This window comes from Planctomycetota bacterium (genome assembly GCA_021414025.1).
In the GTDB taxonomy this organism is placed as follows: Bacteria; Planctomycetota; Phycisphaerae; order Phycisphaerales; family SM1A02; genus SYAC01.
Genome location: JAIOPG010000007.1, coordinates 287,389 through 305,607, shown reverse-complemented (window position 1 = coordinate 305,607; position 18,219 = coordinate 287,389). Strand labels below are relative to the sequence as shown.

Annotated in this window: 14 protein-coding genes; 2 read left to right on the top strand and 12 right to left on the bottom strand. The window is 65.6% G+C overall.

From position 1 onward, the window contains the following. Positions 1 to 24: 24 nt before the first annotated feature. From K8R92_10415 to K8R92_10405, 3 genes are all read right to left on the bottom strand, one after another. Positions 25 to 1,989: a hypothetical protein gene (locus K8R92_10415; protein MCE9620305.1), complete on the bottom strand. Its 1,965-nt coding sequence runs from the start codon at positions 1,987 to 1,989 to the stop codon at positions 25 to 27. A gap of 18 nt (positions 1,990 to 2,007) precedes the next feature. Continuing rightward, on the bottom strand, positions 2,008 to 2,607 hold the full coding sequence (rpsD, locus tag K8R92_10410) for a 30S ribosomal protein S4 (protein MCE9620304.1): 600 nt from the start codon (positions 2,605 to 2,607) through the stop codon (positions 2,008 to 2,010). A gap of 138 nt (positions 2,608 to 2,745) precedes the next feature. Next, positions 2,746 to 4,662 (bottom strand): amidophosphoribosyltransferase, encoded by a 1,917-nt coding sequence (locus K8R92_10405; protein ID MCE9620303.1) that lies wholly within the window; start codon positions 4,660 to 4,662, stop codon positions 2,746 to 2,748. A gap of 81 nt (positions 4,663 to 4,743) precedes the next feature. Here K8R92_10405 and K8R92_10400 point away from each other — a divergent pair, with 81 nt between their 5' ends. Then, positions 4,744 to 5,469, top strand: coding sequence for a hypothetical protein (locus tag K8R92_10400; GenBank protein MCE9620302.1), 726 nt, complete (start codon positions 4,744 to 4,746; stop codon positions 5,467 to 5,469). A gap of 10 nt (positions 5,470 to 5,479) precedes the next feature. On the opposite strand, the gene K8R92_10395 is transcribed toward K8R92_10400, so the two are convergent. Further along, on the bottom strand, positions 5,480 to 6,322 hold the full coding sequence (locus K8R92_10395; protein ID MCE9620301.1) for an MBL fold metallo-hydrolase: 843 nt from the start codon (positions 6,320 to 6,322) through the stop codon (positions 5,480 to 5,482). 2 nt (positions 6,323 to 6,324) lie between these two features. Beyond that, the gene (gene lpxA, locus K8R92_10390; GenBank protein ID MCE9620300.1) at positions 6,325 to 7,149 is read right to left on the bottom strand and encodes an acyl-ACP--UDP-N-acetylglucosamine O-acyltransferase; all 825 of its coding nucleotides are present in this window, start codon (positions 7,147 to 7,149) and stop codon (positions 6,325 to 6,327) included. A 55-nt stretch (positions 7,150 to 7,204) separates the two neighbouring features. On the opposite strand from lpxA, the gene lipB reads away from it, so the two are divergent. Beyond that, positions 7,205 to 7,915 carry a lipoyl(octanoyl) transferase LipB gene (lipB, locus tag K8R92_10385; protein ID MCE9620299.1) on the top strand — a complete coding sequence of 237 codons (711 nt, stop codon included), beginning with the start codon at positions 7,205 to 7,207 and terminating at the stop codon, positions 7,913 to 7,915. On the opposite strand, the gene K8R92_10380 is transcribed toward lipB, so the two are convergent. The 7 genes from K8R92_10380 to rpoC form a co-directional block, all read right to left on the bottom strand. Then, a complete protein-coding gene (locus K8R92_10380; GenBank protein MCE9620298.1) occupies positions 7,884 to 8,603 on the bottom strand; it encodes an OmpH family outer membrane protein in 720 nt (239 codons plus the stop codon). The genes lipB and K8R92_10380 overlap by 32 nt on opposite strands. 65 nt (positions 8,604 to 8,668) lie before the next feature. Further along, positions 8,669 to 10,507 carry a translation elongation factor 4 gene (lepA, locus tag K8R92_10375; GenBank protein ID MCE9620297.1) on the bottom strand — a complete coding sequence of 613 codons (1,839 nt, stop codon included), beginning with the start codon at positions 10,505 to 10,507 and terminating at the stop codon, positions 8,669 to 8,671. Between the two features lie 35 nt (positions 10,508 to 10,542). Continuing rightward, complete coding sequence (locus K8R92_10370; GenBank protein ID MCE9620296.1) at positions 10,543 to 11,034, bottom strand: hypothetical protein; 492 nt, start codon at positions 11,032 to 11,034, stop codon at positions 10,543 to 10,545. An 11-nt stretch (positions 11,035 to 11,045) separates the two neighbouring features. After that, positions 11,046 to 12,593: a 30S ribosomal protein S12 methylthiotransferase RimO gene (rimO, locus tag K8R92_10365; protein MCE9620295.1), complete on the bottom strand. Its 1,548-nt coding sequence runs from the start codon at positions 12,591 to 12,593 to the stop codon at positions 11,046 to 11,048. Positions 12,594 to 12,624: 31 nt separating this feature from the next. Then, a complete protein-coding gene (locus tag K8R92_10360; GenBank protein ID MCE9620294.1) occupies positions 12,625 to 13,089 on the bottom strand; it encodes a YkgJ family cysteine cluster protein in 465 nt (154 codons plus the stop codon). Next, positions 13,086 to 13,616 carry a YkgJ family cysteine cluster protein gene (locus K8R92_10355; GenBank protein MCE9620293.1) on the bottom strand — a complete coding sequence of 177 codons (531 nt, stop codon included), beginning with the start codon at positions 13,614 to 13,616 and terminating at the stop codon, positions 13,086 to 13,088. The genes K8R92_10360 and K8R92_10355 overlap by 4 nt, the downstream gene beginning before the upstream one ends. Continuing rightward, positions 13,613 to 18,133, bottom strand: coding sequence for a DNA-directed RNA polymerase subunit beta' (rpoC, locus tag K8R92_10350; GenBank protein MCE9620292.1), 4,521 nt, complete (start codon positions 18,131 to 18,133; stop codon positions 13,613 to 13,615). Before rpoC ends, K8R92_10355 begins: the two co-directional genes overlap by 4 nt. Positions 18,134 to 18,219 lie beyond the last annotated feature (86 nt).

Sequence of the window (18,219 nt, the reverse complement as noted above, 5' to 3'; positions counted from 1 at the left end):
TCTCGGCCGATGCACGAACCCGAATCAGAAGGGGGGCGCAGGCGGGCTCAGGTCGACCGGAGCGGTTTGCTCCTTGGTCGCCTTGAACTTGTTCCGTGCGGCCAGGGCCTCGAAGGAAAACTCCTCGGGCACCTTGATCTGGCTGCTTTCGCTGAGCATGGCGTTGCGGAAGCGCTGGTTGCCCGCCAGGCTGTTGAAATCCTCGGCGTACATGGGCAGCACATCGCGGACGTGAACCGCAACCAGGGCGAGCTTGTCGGGGGAGGCGACCACGAAGGTCCGCGCGGCATCCGGCGTGGTGGCGAACTGGGCCTCGGGAATGGCCAATGAGCGCCTGACGATTTCGTTCACCACGGAAGCGTCCTCGCCCAGGCCGGGAATGGCGGTCGGCATCTTCAGGCCATACTGCACGAACTTCATGTCGGCGCCGCGGATCTGCGGGGCGAACTCGACTTTGGTGTTGTATTCCTGGGCGAGCGCCTCAAGTCCCTTCTCCTTGGCCTTGGCCTCGATCGAGGCGAGCTGGCTTTCCAGCGCCGCGAAGCGGAGGAGCTTCTGCTCGTCTTCGACGGCCTTAGCGCCGGCTTCCTGGGCGTTCACCGCGGAATGCGCGGGCGAGGCCTGGAGCACGCGGAAAGCGTAGAGGTCGGTGGTCAGCGGCTCGCGGCTGGGTGAGGCGGGGTTGGCGTCGGTGCGCGGAGGGCGCGACAGATCCGGTGCTCGCAGCGGGGGACCGATGACGCCGACCTGCAGGACGGCGCGAGACTCGGCAGGCTTCAATTCCTTGGTCATCGAGACCAGGGTGCCGATGGGCATGGGCTGGGCGCCGAAGCGGTCGCTGGCGGCGCTGCCGAGTCCGGCGACCTTGGAGAGATCGGAGAGCACGGTCGGTCCGACAGTCTCGACCTTGGGGGCGGTCACGTTGAACTGCTTGGCCAGGTCGGTCGCGAGGGCCGGGAGCCCGGGAAGATTCCGCCAGTCCTCGGGCAGCTTGGCGTAGATGCCGTCCTTGGGAAGAGTCCGCGTGGAGAGCTGGGCCTGATCGGCGATGAACTTCACCATCTCGTCGAGGCGCTCAGCAGTGATCTGGTCGAGCACCTTGGTGCGGACTTGCTCCTTGAAGGTGTCGAAGTTCGGGTCGACCTCGCCGAGGCGGGCGCCGAAGGAAGTCGGATTCCGCAGGAAGGCCTTGCGCAGTTCGACGTTGGAGAGGCGCGGATCGTTCATCATCTGGTTGCGGACCTGTTCCGCGGGGACGACGAACCATTCCAACTGGATCTGTTCGGGCTGCCGGTAGCCAACGCCGTGCGGACCCTTGCCCGGCTCCTTGTCGGCGTTGTCCTTCACGAGCTTCTCGACCTGCTCCGGTGTCGGAACCGGATCGTTGGCGGGGAGGGGCTTGTCGGTCGCAATCACCACCACGTCGGCGCTCAGTCCGGTGAGGGCGTTCTGCGCCGTCGACTTCATTCGCGCCTCGCTGATGCGCGGCGCCGCGGCGGCCAGGTTCAGCATGCGGGCCACGCCGGAAAGTTCCGCGAGCGTTTCGTAGATCATCGGGGGCTGGTAGCCGCTGGCGCTGCAGAGCTGGCCCAGCAGCAGCAGAGCCTGGCTGGACATCGGCTCGCCGGGCTTGACCTCGCCGCCGGCGATCTTCTGCAGGACGTCCTTGCCGTCCGAGGGGCCGCTGACCAATCCGGCCTGCTTCGCCTCACGGACCAGCAGATACCACTGGCTTGGATTGTTGGTGATGCCCAGATCACGGGCCATCGGCAGCTTGAGGGCGTCGATGATCTTGACCTGCCGCGCCAGCTTCTGCTCCTCAATGAGCGTGACCTTCTCGCCGTCACCCACCGTTGCCCAGACCGCATTGGCCGAGGCGGACGACTTGGAAAGCTGCTGGATCGCTGAGGGCACGAGCCAGGTGACCATGAGCACCACGCTGAAGAATCCGAAGAGGACCTTGTTGTATTTTCGGAGGAACTTGAGCATGCCCGAAGGCCCGATGGATCAGCGATAGAACTCGATGATCAGATTGGTGTTGACATCGAACGGAATCTGGTCCGAGGTCGGCAGGCTGGTGACCTTCGCCGACAATTGGGCCGGATTCACTTCGAGCCAGCCGGGCACGTTGTGGCTCGACATGCTCTCCATGTTCTCGCGGATCAGCTTGTGCGTGCCTTCACGCAGGGTGATCTCATGTCCGATTTCAACCAGGTAGCTGGGACGATCGACCTTCTCGCCGTTGACCTTGACGTGGCCGTGGGCGACCAGCTGGCGGGCGGCCCAGATCGTGCGGGCGAAACCCGCGCGGCGGAGCAGATTGTCCAGGCGGCGCTCCAGGAGCTGCATCAGCACTTCGCCGGTGTTGCCGGTGGTCCGTCCCGCGTTGGCGAGGACGTGGCGGAATTGCTTCTCGAGGACGCCGTAGTGGTAGCGCAGTTTTTGCTTCTCGTCCTTGCGGATGCCGTAGGGCTTCGGGCGCTTGCCGCGGAAGCCGTGCATGCCGTTGGAGGTGAGCTGGCGCTTGGCGGTGTGCTTCGGAATGTCCGCAATGGGAACGCCGACACGACGAGAAAGTTTGACTTTGGGACCGGTGTAGCGAGCCATCTGTGCCTCGAAAGGAGCCTTGAAACCGCGGTTCGATTCGTCGAACTGCGGCGAGCCGACTAGTAGACCCGAATTCGACCTTTCGGTCAAGTTCAACCGGCGCCGAGGCGGCTGCGGAAGGGCTTTCCTGAATCCCGATCAATAAGCCCGTTTTTCGAGCTTTTTTCTCCAGTTCAGATAGGCCGTGTTCAGGACCCGCAACCCGCCCGGGGTGGGATAGTCGCCGGTGAAATACCAGACGCCCTTGTGCTCGGGCATGGCCTGGGCGAGGCCCTCGACCCGCTGGTAGACGACCTCCAGACGACCCTTCCAGGCGAGGCTCTCGGGGCGGATGAGCCGGGCGATCCGGTCGCAGAGCTCGTCGTGCGAAACCGCGTCGTAGATCCGCCGGACATGATTCTTCATCTGCGCCGGCGGAAGGGTGGCCTGCTCCAGGCAGAGCCGCTCGATCTCCTCGAACATTCCCTCGTCGCCGCGGTCGCGGATCACGCCCACGGCCGCCTCGAAGGCGATGAACCTGCCCAGTTGGCTCATGTCGATGCCGTAGCAGTCGGGGTAGCAGATGGGCGGGGCCGAGCTGGCGATGACGATCCGCGAGGGGCGCAGGCGGGCGAGCATGGTGACGATCGAATCGCGCAGCGTGGTGCCGCGCACGATCGAGTCGTCGACCATGACCAGCGTGTCGTTCTCCCGGACCACGCCGCGGGTGACGTCATAGACGTGCGTGACCAGGTCCCGGCGGGCCGCGTCGTGGGTGATGAAGGTGCGCAGGCGCTGATCCTTGTGGGCGATTTTCTCCACCCGCGGCAGCATGCCCAGCGACGCAGCGAGGTCGCTCTCGGCAAGGGTGCCCGCGCGCAGCTTGCCGGTCAGGGCCGCAATTTCGCGGGTGCGCATGCGCTGCTCCACTTCCTCCACCAGGCCGAGAAAAGCGGGCTCGCTGGTGTTGGGGATGAAGCCGAAGACGATGTTGGCGAAGTCCTCGCCGGTCCGCTGGAGCACCGGCTCGGCCAAGCTGCGGCCGAGGCGCTTGCGCTCCTGATAGATGTCGGGGTCATTGCCGCGGCTGAAGTAGATCCGCTCGAAGGAGCATTCGAGGCGGCGGTCGGGGGGACGGAACGCCGCGCGAATGATTTCGCCGTCGCGGCGGACGATGAGCGCTTCGCCCGGAGGCAGCGCCTTCACCGATTCCGGCGGGACATCGAAGACGGTGGTCAGCGCGGCGCGCTCGCTTGCGGCGGCCACGACGTCGTCGGTCTCCAGCACGAAGACCGGCCGGATGCCATTGGGGTCGCGGCAGACGAAGCAGTCGCCATGGCCGAGCAGACCGACAAAGACATAGCCGCCATCGAAATCCGCGGTCGCCTTCTCCAGCACGCGGACCAGGTCCAGTTGCTTCGCCACCGTGTGGGCCAGCTCGACGCCATCCAGATTGAAGAGGCTTCCCTGCCCCGACGCCTTGCGGTGCAGGTCATGCTCCACATCGAGGAAGTGGCCGATCTTCTCCAGCACCACGCCCGTGTCCGTGTCGCCGACGGGATTCAGCCCGTAGCCCGCGAGCGTTTGAAAGAGTTCGCCCGCGTTGGTGAGATTGAAGTTGCCGGCGATCGCCAGGTTGCGGCTGGCCACATTGGAGCGGCGGATGTAGGGATGGCAGAGGCTCTCGCCGCGCCCGCCGGAGGTGCCGTAGCGCAGATGGCCCAGCATGACTTCGCCCAGCATGGGGATGCGCCGCTTGAGCTCCAGCGGATCCATGCTCCGCAGCTCGGACTCGGACCATTTCAGTGCCGGCCCCATTGCTGCGTCGAAGATTCGCTCGATCGGGCTGCGCTTGCTGTTGCGCAGCCGGGAAAGGAAGGGCTCGCCGGGAGCCGTGTCGAACTTCACGCTGGCAATTCCCGCGCCGTCCTGTCCGCGGTTGTGCTGCTTCTCCATGAGCAGATAGAGCTTTCGCAGTCCCCACAGCGGATCGCCATGGAGGCGCTGCATCTCGGCGAGCGGGCGCTTCAGGCGGACCAGCGCGACGCCGCAGTGATGTCCGATGAAGTCGCTCATGGGGAAGTCGAAGCGTAGCGGCGGGGGGTGGATTCATCCGGAGGCATGTTTTGCGAGCCGCCGGGCGGCTACGCTCCGGAAGTGGCAGAATCATCGAGCGATATCACATGGCCGGCGCTGCTGGCACGCTGGATCGAATTCGCCCAGGCGGCGAAGGCGTGGCCTGCAGGACTGGAGGTGCAGCGGCTCCGCGAGAGCGTGGCCAGTGTGATCGCCCTGCAGGCGGTGACGCACGCGCTGGGAGAGTTGGACCGGGTCGCGCCGTCGGCGAGGGCCTTCGCCCGCGACAGCGCGGAAGTGGCCATCGAGGAGGCGGTCAAGCGGCTTGAGAGCGCCTGGAAAGGCGCAGTCCTACCCGCGGAGATCGCGGCGCTGGTGCAGGAGGCGCGGCAGGCTCTTCGCGCCAGCCTGTATGCCCAGCTGCGCGGATGGATCTGGGAGGGGCCTGGCGCGATGAAACTTCCATCGTGGCCCGACTTCGACGCGGTCGGAACGCTCGCGGCCATGGAGCCCGGCTCAATCGTCCTTCCCGGCGAGGTGGTCGCCTGGTGGACCGAGCGCGACGCGCCGCCCTGCGCCGGTTGCCGCGAGACGAACCTCGACCATCCAGTGCAGCTCTACCGCATGTTTTCCAAGGCCGGCAGCTACCTGCGCAGCGAGATGCTGCCGCTCTCTCAGGAGTCTCGCGGCGGGCTGCCGATGCTTGTGCCGCTCTTCCTGCAGGGGCATGAAATTGGAAAGTTCCTCAGAAACCCGCAGGAGTGGCATGAATTGCAGGTGGCGGCCGGCGTCGCGGAGAAGGATTGAAGCGCCGCGCTCAGCTCATCTCGGCGAAGAGCGAGTCGCTCCATTGGCAGGGTCGAGTTTCGCCGACGGCGAGCCAAGGCAGCGGCGCCGCCTGCGTGGCGACCTGCAGCTCCGCCGCAAGTTCGGGAGCGCGCTCGCTCCACAACGATCGCACCAGCGCGGGATTGTTGCACTGTGCCGAAAGATGAAGCAGGACCACCTGCCGCAGCGGGTGACGGCGGTGCAGGTGAAGAACGGCTTCCAGCGTCTCGTGGTTGGAGAGATGGCCGCGCCCGCCCATGATGCGCTGCTTGAGAAAATCCGGGCGCGACGATTGCCGCTGCAGGTGCGTGTCGTAGTTGCTTTCGATGCAGAGCGCGTCGACGCCGGCGAAGAACTCCAGCGCCTCGGGCGGAACGCGACCCAGGTCGGTGGCCCAGCCCAGCGACGCGCCATCGAGCGAGATCCGGAACCCGGTCGAGCCCGCCTGGTCGTGGGGCAGCTCGATCGGCTTGAGCTCGGCGCCGGGCGCCCGCCAGCCGCCGTTGGGTTCGAACAAGAACGATTCGCGGATGCCGCCACCGCGGATGGCTCGGTGGTGCGGGCCCCGTGCGATCACCCGCGCCTTCTCGAAGGGCCAGCGCTGCGACCATCCGGAGTGCAGGTGGTCCGCGTCCGCGTGCGTCAGCAGGATCGCCGAAACCTCGGCGGGCGAGATCCCCTCCGCCGCAAGGGCGCCGCAGAGTTTCCGCGGCGAAAGGCCCAGGTCGATGATGGCGTGGATCGGCGCGGCATTGCGCGGGCGCAGCGAGAGAATTGCGGCGTTGCCCGAGCTGCCGCTGGCCAGGATCCGGAGACGAATCGGCGGATGCATCGTCAGGTGGGAACGATGCTGGAGGCGCCGCGCATGACGCTGCCGGTGTTGGGCGTGATCGGTCGCTTGGCGGCCTCGATGAAGCGGATGTACTCCTCGACCAGGGGATCGCCCTTGCGTTCCGCGAGCAGCGCCAGCATGTTCGGCCGCGAGAGTTTGCTCTTCTGCACCACGTCGAAGACCCAGCGCACCGTGTCGATGTCCGTTCGCTTCATGCCGCTGCGGCGCATGCCGACCAGGTTCAGGCTGCCGGCGACATTGATGCCGGTGAGCATGAAGAAGGGCGGCAGGTCCGTGCTCAGTCCGGTGAGCCCGCCGATGAAGGCGCCGCGACCGATGCGCACGAATTGGTGGGCGGTGCCCGAGCCGCCGAAGATGACGCCGTCGCCGACTTCCACGTGGCCGCCCAGGCTCACGGTGTTGGCGAAGATGCACCGGTTGCCGACGACGCAATCGTGGCCGGCGTGGCTGTTGGCCATCCAGTAGTTCTTGTCTCCAATTTGGGTCGGCCGCTCGGTCTTGGCGCGGTGAATGGAGACCGATTCGCGGAAGGTGTTCTCGTTGCCGATGATGCAGCCGGAGCCCGCCTTGTCGGGATCGAAGCTCAGGTCCTGCGGCGGATAGCCGATGGTCGATCCCGGATAGAAACGGTTGCGCTCGCCGACGGTCAGCGGCCCCTGCATCGAGACCATGTGCATCAGGCGCGTGCCGGCTCCGAGGGAAATGGGTCCGATCGTTCCATCCAGGACGCAGTAGGGGCCGATCTCGACACCGTTGGCCAGCTTGACGTCGCCGGTGAGGATCGCGGTGGGATGCACGTTGGACATGGGCCGGCATTGTATTGCGAGTCGGGGAAGATCGGCAGCGTAAACTGCACGGTCCGTGAACATTCTGCAGATCACCGACCTGGGCCGCATGGCCTACGCCGACGCGCTGGCGCGGCAACGCGAGGCGCACGCCGAAGTTCTCGCCGCACGCGCAGCGCGGGGAAAGATGCAGCTGCTGCTGGTCGAGCATGACCCGCAGGTCATCACCGTCAGCCGCCGGCCCACGGCCGGCCGGAACATCCTGGCCTCCGACGAGCGCTTGGCGGCGCTGGGCGTGCAGCGCGTGGAGACCGACCGTGGCGGCGACGTCACCTGGCACGGTCCCGGGCAACTGGTGGCCTATCCCATCCTCGATCTGGAGCGCATGGGCCTGCGCATCCATGGCTACATGCGCTTTCTTGAAGAGATCGTGATTGGTGTGCTGTCGGACTTCGGCGTACCGGCGCGGCGCGACCCGGAGGCGACGGGCGTCTGGACGGGGGCGGAGGATCGGCCGGGTCTGAAGATCTGCGCCATGGGTGTGCGCGTGAGCCGCTGGGTGTCCATGCATGGACTGGCGCTCAATGTGGACCCCGATCTTCGCGCCTTCGACTTGATCGTGCCCTGCGGGCTCGCCGGACGCGGCGTCACCAGCATGCGTCAGGAGCTCGGGAAAAAGTGCCCGTCAATGGACGAAGTGAAAGCCGCGCTCTCTCAAAGAATCTCAGCCGGTGTCGCCCGTCATGTCGCCGCGCTCACGGATCCTTCAGGCCCAGCTCCTTCATGACGTCGGCGGTGATGTCCAGGGACTCCGGGCAGCGCAGGAATGTGCGCGCCTGCACCTGGACCATGGCATCGCCCAGTTGCGCAGACTCGAAGGGCGCGGCGGCCGGAATGAAGCGGTAGACCATGTCGATCTTCTGCCGGTCGCAGACCACGTCCACCGCGGTCACCAATTCGCGGTAGGCGGTCTCGACCTGGCCGGCCATGAGCTTGCTCTGCGAGGCGGTGACCCCCTCGTTCCACTTTTGATATTGCTGGAAGAGGCTCTGCATCTCCTCCTTGCCCTTGGCCAGCTCGGGGTTGTCCTTGGCCATCTCGCCGTACTTGGACTTGATGGCCTCCATCTGCCGCTGGAAATCGTCGCTCTGCTTTTTGGCGGCGTCGTCGAACTGGTTGCGCTCCTCAACGAAGCGGTCGGTCTTGAGCATGGTCTTGAGGACCTTGTCCACGTGGACGGCCGCCGAGCTCCAGACCCGTGACGTGGGCTGCTCGCCCCAGGCCAGATGCGACGCTTCGTTGCGCAGGGTGAGCACGCCGTCCTTCCCTTCGAGCAGAATGTTTTGCGCCGGGCCGAGGTCGGCCATGAAGGGGGAGCGCGCGCTGGCGGGGGCGTCGGGCGATGGGCGGCCCAGAAGCATCCATGCGATGGCGAGCGCGGAGAGGGCGAGAACGAGCCGTTCGATTTTGTGCATGCGCGGAGTTTAGCGATCCGCGGTAGGCGCGTCTCGCCGCGGGGCAGGGTCGGACCGCCGCCCGGTCACTCGCCCTGGTCGAGGATGGCCATGAAGGCCTCCTGCGGGATGCTGACCATGCCGATGGTCTTCATGCGTTTCTTGCCCTTTTTCTGCTTCTCGAGCAGCTTGCGCTTGCGGCTCACGTCGCCGCCGTAGCACTTGGCCAGCACGTTCTTGCGCAGGGCCTTGATCGACTCGCGGGCGATGATGCGCCCGCCGATGGCGGCCTGCAGCGGAATCTCGAATTGATGGCGGTCGATCTGCTTTTTGAGTTTTTCCAAAATGATCCGGCTGCGGTGCTCGGCGGTGGATTTGTGCGTGATCAGGCTCAGGGCCTCGACCACCTCGCCGTTGACCAGCACGTTGACCTTCACCAGCTCGTCGGCGCGGAAGCCGATGACCTCGTAGTCCATCGTGCCGTAGCCGCGAGTGATGCTCTTGAGCTTGTCGTAGAAGTCGTAGATGATTTCGGCCAGCGGCAGCTCGTAGTCCAGGATCTGTCGGGTCTCGCTGACGAAGCGCTGGCTCTTGAAGAGGCCGCGGCGCGAGTCGCTGAGCTTCATCAGGTCGCCGATGTTCTCGTTGGGGCAGATGATCTCGATCTTCACGATCGGCTCCTCGATGGCCAGCACCTGGCTCATGTCGGGCAGGTCCGCGGGGTTGTGGATCTCCAGCCGCGTGCCGTCGTGCAGGACGATCATGTAGGTCACGGTCGGCGCGGTCTGCACGACTTCGACGCCGCCTTCGCGCTCCAGCCGCTCCTGCACGATGTCCATGTGCAGCAGACCCAGGAATCCGCAGCGGAAGCCGAAGCCCAGGGCCTCGGAGTGCTGCACCTCGAAGGTGAAGCTGGCGTCGTTGAGGTGCAGCTTCTCGATCGCCTCGCGCAGCCCCTCGAATTCGCCCTTCTTGCCGCTGCTGCCTTCGGCGTTGCTCGAGGCGGGATAGAAGTCGCAGAAGACCATCTGCTTGGGCTCCTGGTAGCCGGGCAGCGGCTCGTCGGCCGGGTCCAGATCCAGCGTGATCGTGTCGCCGACGCGCACGTCGGCCAGGGTCTTGATGCTGGCGGCGAGGTAGCCCACCTCGGCGTGACCGAAGCTCTTCATCTTCTGCGGGAAGGGAGTGTTGCGGCCGAGCTCGGCCACGGCGAAGACGCGGCCGGTGCCCATCATGCGGATCTTGTCGCCGGTCTTGATCGAGCCGTCGAAGACGCGGAAGTAGACCACCACGCCCTTGTAGTCGTCGTAGATGCTGTCGAAGATCAGCGCCCGCAGCTTGTTGGATTTGGACGGCGGCGGCTCGGGCAGTTTCTCGCAGATGGCGTCGAGCAGCTCGGCGATGCCCTGACCGGTCTTGGCGCTGACCAGGATGCAGGTCTCGGCGCGGAGCCCGAGCACGCGCTCGATCTCCATCGCCACTTCGTCGGGATCCGCCGCGGGCAAATCGATCTTGTTGATCACCGGAATCAACTCAAGGTTGTTGGCGACCGCCAGGTAGGCGTTGGCCACGGTCTGGGCCTGCACCCCCTGAGTCGAGTCGACCACCAGCACGGCGCCCTCGCAGGCGGTCAGGGCGCGGCTCACCTCGTAGGCGAAATCCACGTGGCCCGGCGTGTCGATGAAGTTGAGCTGGTAGGTCTGGCCCTTGTAGACATGCTGCACGGTGACGGCGCTGGCCTTGATGGTGATGCCGCGCTCGCGCTCCAGGTCCATCGAGTCCAGAATCTGCTCCTTGGCCTGGCGGCTGCTGACCGCGTTGGTCGCCTGCAACAGGCGGTCGGCGAGCGTGCTCTTGCCGTGGTCAATGTGAGCGATGATGGAGAAGTTGCGGATGGGCACGATGGGGTCTTTTGAGCGCCGCATTCTAGTCGACGGAGGCGATCAAGTCGCGACCGGGATCAGGAATCGTCCGCGGAGAGCCGCGTTCCGCATTCGGAACATCGAGCGACCGTGCGGTCCGCGAGCCGCTGCCCGCACGCCGGGCACATGGGCATGCCCATGGCGGTGAGCTCGCGGCGGACGAAGGGTGCGTAGAAGCGGTTCAGGACATAGATGAAGACCAGGTGCTGCAGCAGGATCCATCCCGTCACCGAGAAGCCCAGGATCACCAGAAATGGTGTCGGAGGGAGGGATCCGAAAAAGATGCCGTAGATCCTCCACAGGTTGGCTCGCCACATCAACAGAACCATGGCAAAGGTCGGCACGACGGAAATGAGCGACGAGATCACCAGAATCTTCGGCGAGCGGAGCATGCTCAGGTTGGCCCGCCAGTGCACCAGCAGCCGCGTCCGCAGCGGCAATTCCACGAACTCATGCATGCGGAAGGACCAGCCCCAGTACGACGGCCGCGCCGGCGCGTCGCCAGGATTCGATGCGTTGGTCGGCTCCATGCGCGAGGCGATCAGTGGCCGCGGCGGGTCCGGGCCATCGGCAGAGAGATGCTCCGGCCGGCTTCGTCCTCGGGACGCGCGACCAAGTCGTAGCCGTCGGAGTCGAAGGCCTCGCACATCACCAGCTCGCCGGGCGAGAACTCGCGCTTCGAGCGCACCACGGTGGAGCTGTCCACCTGCGGAGCCTGGAACCAGGCACGGCCGATGTAGGCATGCTCGCCCTTGCGAGCGCGCTCGGGATCCGGCGCGTCGATCAGCACCTCGAGTCGCTTCTTCGCCTTGGCCATGGCGGCCACATGCTCGAAGGCGATCTCCTGCTGCAGCAGCATCAGCTCCTCCTCGCGGCGGGCGGATTCCTCGGGGGGAACGTGCAGCTTTGGGTCGAGGTTCATCGTGCCGCTGGGAGTTCCCTCCTCGTGGCTGTACTTGAAGCAGCCGGCCATTTCGAATTTCTGCTCGCGGACGAATTCCAATAGCTGCTCGAAATCCTTTTCCGTCTCGCCGGGATGGCCCACAATGAACGTGGTCCGAAGCGCCAGGTTGGGAATCCGCTTGCGGAGGCGGCCCAGCAGGTCGCGGGTCTCGTCGCCGGTGATGCGCCGGCGCATCAGCTCAAGCATGGAGTCGCTGGCGTGCTGCAGCGGCATGTCCAGGTACTTGACCACGCTGGGCAGCGAGGCGATGGCGTCGATCATCTCGTCGGTGAACTTGCTGGGATAGGCGTACATCAGGCGGATCCAGCCGCCGCCATGCTCCTGCGCCGTGCGGTCGAGCGCCGCCAGCAACCCCGGCAGGCCGCGCTCGTCGCCGATGTCGAAGCCCCAGCTGGTCGTGTCCTGCCCGATGATGTTGAGTTCGAAGGCGCCGTCGTCCATCAGGGCGCCGGCCTCGGCGACGGTTTCGTCGAGGCTCTTGGAGCGCATCTTGCCGCGGATCGAGGGGATGGTGCAGAAGGCGCAGCGCTGGTTGCACCCTTCACTGGCGCGAAGGTAAGCCCAGTGGCGCGGCGTGAGCCGGAAGCGGTTGGCGTCGGATTCGAAGTAGCCCACGCCGCGGCCGTCGGCGCCATTTACGGTGAGGCCGACGGTCGTGCGGCCGCGATCCTTCGCCGCCTGCAACGCGTTGGCCGCGATCCAGTAGGGAGGTCGCTCCGCCTCGGAGCCGAGCTCAGTGCGCGACGGCGTGATGCCGGTCACCGCCTCGACCACGCGGTCGCGGTCGAAGACGCCGATCATGGAGTCGACGCCCGGCGCCCACTCGAGGATCTTGGCGCGGTGCCGCTGCACAAGGCAGCCGGCGACGACGACCCGCTTCAGTTCGCCGCGATCCTTCCGCCGCAGCGCGTCGTGGATGACTTCCAAGCTTTCTTCCTTGCTGGCCTCCAGGAATCCGCAGGTGTTCACCACCAGCGCGTCGGGGGAGTCGCTTTCATTGACCGGGGTCAGCCCGCCCTCGCGCAGCATGGAGAGCATTTTTTCGCTGTCGACCAGGTTCTTCGGGCAGCCCAGGCTGACGAACGCCACGCGCTCGATCGACTTGTTTCGCTTGGTTCTGGGCATTGGGTGATCTTAGGCGAACGGCAAGTTGCAATCACGCGGCGAACGCACCAAGAAGCCGGCGCCATTCGTCGTAGCGATACTCGACCGCGAGCTCCTGGTGCAGGTTGCGGATGCGGCCCAGCCACGATTCCATGGCGGCTTCCTGCCAGCCTGCTCCGGCCTGGTCACAGAAATAGGCGCGGCAACCCAGCGGACGGGCGTGATGGATGCCGCACATGCCGTCGACGAGAAACGGGCATGTTCCCTGGCGCACCGACGCGGCGACGAGGTCGGCCGGGGGCGCCGAAGGAAGCTGCGAAAGCGTCCACGCGACTTCCAATCCGGTGAGCCACATCGAGTGGCCATGCTCCTCGAAGTGGCAGCACTTGCCGCTGGCCAGGCAGATGGGCCGGTGAAGGCGCAGCTGCTCCGCGGCCTCCTGCTCAAGCTCGCGCATGAGCGCGCCCACGCGAGGATCGCGGGCCGCGGCTTTCCATGATTCGATGGGGTCGCTCACCACGCCGCACCTTCGCTCGAGGCTCGCTCCGCTCGAAGGGCCTCGAGGATTTTCTCGGCGGGAATCAGCGGGCCGCTGCCCATGCCGGGACAGGGCGCCGATTTCTTTGCCTCATCCCAGGCCTTGCGCGAGCTCAGGGTGCGCTCCCAGAAGGGCCAGGTGTGGCATTGCTTGGGGCGGTCCTGGTAGACCTTGCAGAGGGCCTTGCCCGGCACGCTCTCGCGGTCGAGCAGGGCGCAGTCATGTCCGCGCCGAAGTCCCGCCGGGCCGGTCCGCTCCTGCAGCGACCAGCGGGCGCCGATCTTCCGCGCGTAGGTCTTGAGAAAATCCTTCTCGCTCATGCCCAGTTTGGCGGCCATCTTCTGGCCCTCCTCCCGGTCGAACCAGACTGCGCCGGGCTCGCCGCTGCAGCAGTTGCCGCAGCAAGTGCACTCGAAGCGCAGGCCGTCGCGCCACCAGGGCGCGCCGCCGCCGCGGCCGTCCGGCTTCTCATCGCGTTTGGCGCTTGGCCTCGGTGTGCCGCTCAATCGGGGTCCGTGTCGTCGCCGGCTTCCGTGCTTTCGTCGATCGCGATCAACGAGCCCTGCTCGGAGCCTTCGCCCAGAGCCGCCACGCGGTCGCCCACGGTCGGGCCTGCCCCCTGGCGCTCGGCGCCCAGGGATTCCGCCTCGTCCGCGGCGGCTTCCAGCTCCGTTGCGTCGTTGTCCTCGTCGCCCATCGGCTCAGCAACCAGTTTCTGGATGCGGATGGCCTGGTAGGCCTTGTAGCCGGTTCCCGCGGGAATCAGGTGGCCCAGCAGCACGTTCTCCTTGAGGCCGACCAGCGTGTCGACCGCGCCCTTGAGCGCGGCCTCGGTGAGCACCTTGGTGGTCTCCTGGAAACTGGCACCCGAGAGGAAGCTCTCGCTCTGCAGGCTGGCCTTGGTGATGCCCAGCAGCAGCGTGCGCGCCGTGGCGCGCTTGGGCTTGCGGGTCTTGGCCTTCGACTTCTCCTGCCCCTCGGCGGTGGTGTTGGCTTCCTTCACCTCGTCCTTGGAGTAGAGCTTGCCCTTGACCAGCGCGGTGCCGCCGGAGTCCTCGACCACGAGCATGTCGTCGAGTGCGGAGTTGACGTTCTTCAGATTGAAGCGGTCCATCACATCGTTGAGCAGCACCACGGTGTCGCCCGAACTGGTGATCTTCATCTTGGAGAGCATCTGGCGAAGAATGACTTCGATGTGCTTGTCCGAGATCGGCACGCCCTGGGCGCGATAGACGTTCTGCACCTCGTCCAGCATGTAGACGTAGAGCGCATCCTCGCCGTTGATGCGGAGGATGTCGGCGGGATCGCGCGGACCTTCGACCAGCGGATCGCCGGCCGTGACGGTGTCACCGGCGTGCACCAGCAGATGGGTTCCCTGGGGCACGTGGTGCTCCATGAAGGTGTCGCCCTCGCCGACGACGCGGATGGTCATCTTGCCCTTGCGCTTGTCGGAGAGCAGCTCGACCACGCCGGAAATCTCGGCGAGCACGGCGGGCTCCTTGGGCTTGCGGGCTTCGAACACTTCGGTGACGCGGGGCAGACCACCGACGATGTCCGCGGAGCGGGCCGCTTCCTTCGGGGTGTGGGCCAGCATCTGTCCGGCGACCACCTTGGAGCCGTTGGGCACCTCGATGCGGGCCTTGGCGGGCAAATGGTGGAAGTCCAGGATCTGGCCGTTGGCGTCGCGCACCTCGATGCGCGGATGGCGCTCGCCCTTGTGCTCGATGACGATGGTTTCGCGGACGCCGCCGGTCTTCTCCTCGACCTTGATCGTCTCGCCTTCGATGATGTCCTCGAACTGGATCGTTCCCGACTTCTCGGCGAGAATCGGCATGCGGTGGGGATCCCACTGCATGAGCAGGTGTCCCTTCTTGACCATCTCGCCGTTGCGAGCCATGACGAAGGCGCCGTAGGGCACCTTGAAGCTCTCGAGCTCCCGGTCCTTGGCGTCGCGGATGCGCAGCAGTCCGGTCTTCTTGAGGACCACGCGGCGGGTGTTGCCCGCGGCGTCGGTGACATCGACATCGTTGCAGTCCACCAATTCGACGCGGCCGGGATTGACCGACTTGTACTCGCTCTCGGCGGCGGTGGTGTAGGCGATGCCTCCGGTGTGGAAGGTGCGCATGGTGAGCTGGGTGCCGGGCTCGCCGATGCTTTGCGCCGCGATGATGCCGACGGCCATGCCTTCTTCAACGGCCTTGCCGGTGGAGAGATCCATGCCGTAGCAGCGGGCGCAGATGCCGTGCTGCGATTCGCACGCCAGCGGGCTGCGGACCTGGAAGACGCCGTCTTCGCCCAGGAACGCCTCGATCTCGCGGGCGATCGCCGGGTCGATGAGCTGTCCGGCCTCGACGATGGTCTTCTCGGTGCGCGGATCGATCAGCGCCAGCAGGGCGGTGCGGCCGCGGAGCACGTCGTTGAGCGGAACTTCGACGTCCTCGCCCTTCATGACGGCGCGCTTCGGAATGCCGCGCTTGGTCTTGCAGTCGTCCTCGCAGATGGTGACGCTCTGGGCCACGTCGCAGAGCTTGCGGGTGAGGTAGCCGGAGTCGGCGGTCTTGAGGGCGGTGTCGGCCAGTCCCTTGCGGGCGCCGTGGGTCGAGCTGAAGTACTCGAGCACCTTCAGGCCTTCGCGGAAGTTGGAAATAATCGGCGTCTCGATGATCTCGCCGCTGGGCTTGGCCATGAGGCCGCGCATGCCGGCGAGCTGCTGCATCTGGCTCTTGTTACCGCGGGCGCCGGAGTCGGCGAAGAGATAGACGGGGTTCAGGTAGCGGCGGAGCAGGTTGGCCTGCGTTGCCGCGGCGGAGTTCTCCCGGCCGTCCATGTCGCGACGATCGTTCTTCAGGGTCTCCATCAGCTTCTCGGAGACTTCGTTGCGGCACTTGGCCCACGCCTCAAGGACCTGGTTCTTGCGCTCCTGATCGGTGATGGCACCGGACTCGTAGCTGCGCTGCACCTTGTTGACGCGCTTCTGAGCCTCGTCGATCAGGCGGGTCTTCTCGGCGGGGACGCGAAGGTCGGCGATGCCGAAGGAAAGGCCGCTGCGCGTGCTGTAGCGGAATCCGATCTCCTTCATGCGATCCAGCAGGGTGATCGTGTGCGACTTGCCCATCTGGCGGAAGGTGTCGTCGATGACGCGGGCGGCGCCCTTCTTGCCCAGCGAGCAGTTGTAGAAGGGCATGCCGTCGGGCAGGATCTCGGAGAAGAGCAGGCGGCCGACGGTGGTCATCATGCGGCGGTTGGCGCGCATCTTCTTGGCCGGCTTGGCTTGGTCGAGCACGACCTCGTTGAAGCGGTCCAGGCGCACTTCGATCCAGGTGTGGTAATCAAGCGCGCCGGTTTCCCAGGCCAGAATGGCTTCATTCGGGGTGAGGAAGTGGGGGATCTTGGCGAGGCGCTTGCGCTCCTCGTCGCCGATCTCCCCGTCGCCCTCGACAAACCGGTCGAGCGAGGCGGGAGCCTCCTCGAGCGTGCAGGTGAGGAAGTAGACGCCCATGACGATGTCCTGGGAGGGGCTGACGATCGGGTTGCCGTTGGCCGGGCTGAAGATGTTGTGCGTCGACATCATCAGCACGTGCGCTTCGGTCTGGGCCTCGACCGAGAGCGGAAGATGGACGGCCATCTGGTCGCCGTCGAAGTCGGCGTTGTAGCCGGTGCAGACCAGCGGATGGATCTTGATGGCGTTGCCTTCGACCAGCACCGGCTCAAAAGCCTGGATGCCCATGCGGTGAAGCGTGGGGGCGCGGTTCAGAAGCACCGGATGATTCTTGATGACCTCTTCGAGCACGTCCCACACCTCGGGGTCGCGCCGATCGAGCATGCGCTTGGCGCTCTTGATGGTGTCGGCCAGGCCGCGGTCCTTGAGCTTGCGGATGATGAAGGGCTGGAACAATTCCAGCGCGATCTTCTTGGGCAGACCGCACTGGTGCAGCTTGAGCTCGGGGCCGACGACGATGACGGAGCGCGCCGAATAATCCACGCGCTTGCCAAGGAGATTTTCGCGGAAGCGGCCCTGCTTGCCCTTGATCATGTCGGTCAGGGACTTGAGCGGGCGGTTGCTGGAGCCGAGCACCGGACGGCGGCAGCGGCCGTTGTCGAATAAGGCATCGACCGCCTGCTGCAGCATGCGCTTCTCGTTGCGCACGATGACTTCGGGCGCGTTGAGGTCCATGAGCTTCTTCAGGCGGTTGTTGCGGTTGATGATGCGGCGGTAGAGATCGTTGAGATCGCTGGTGGCGAAGTTGCCGCTTTCGAGCATGACCAGCGGGCGAAGATCGGGCGGGATCACGGGAACAACGTCCAGAACCATCCACTGCGGATCGTTCTGGCTGCCGCGGATCTGCTCCACAAGCTTCAGGCGCTTGGAAAGGTCCTTCTGGCGCTGCTTGCTCTTGGTTTCGTCCAGCTTCTGGCGAAGCTCCACGCTGAGTTCATCGAGGTCCAGCTTGCCGTCGGAAAGCAGCTCGCGCACCGCGTCGGCGCCCATCATGGCGGAGAAGCTGCTTGAGCCATGCTTGTCCTGCTCGCTGCGGCACTCATCTTCGGTGAGGACCTGCTTGAATTCCAGATCGGTCGCGCCGGGATCGGTGATGACGTAGTCCTGGAAGTAGACGACCTTCTCCAGGTCGCTGGTCTTCATCTCGAGCAGGTTGCCCAGGCGGCTGGGCATGGCCTTGAAGAACCAGATATGCACGACCGGCGCGGCCAGATTGATGTGGCCCATGCGCTTGCGGCGCACGCGGCTGTGGGTGACCTTGACTCCGCAACGATCGCAGATGATGCCCTTGTACTTGGTGCCCTTGTACTTGCCGCAGGCGCACTCGTAGTCGCGCTCCGGCCCGAAGATGCGCTCGCAGAACAAGCCGTCGCGCTCGGGGCGGTAGGTGCGGTAGTTGATCGTTTCGGGCTTCTTGACTTCGCCGAAGCTCCACGAGCGGATGTCGTTGGGGCTGGCGAGGCTGATGCGGACGGCGCCGTAATCGTTGACTCGGTCGTAGATGCTGTCGTTCGCGATGGTCATGGATTCAGTTCCGATTCGTGGAGGGTGCGTGATCAGGACAGGCGCGATCATTCGTGGGATGGGCTCCGCCGCCGCGCCGCGGGGGA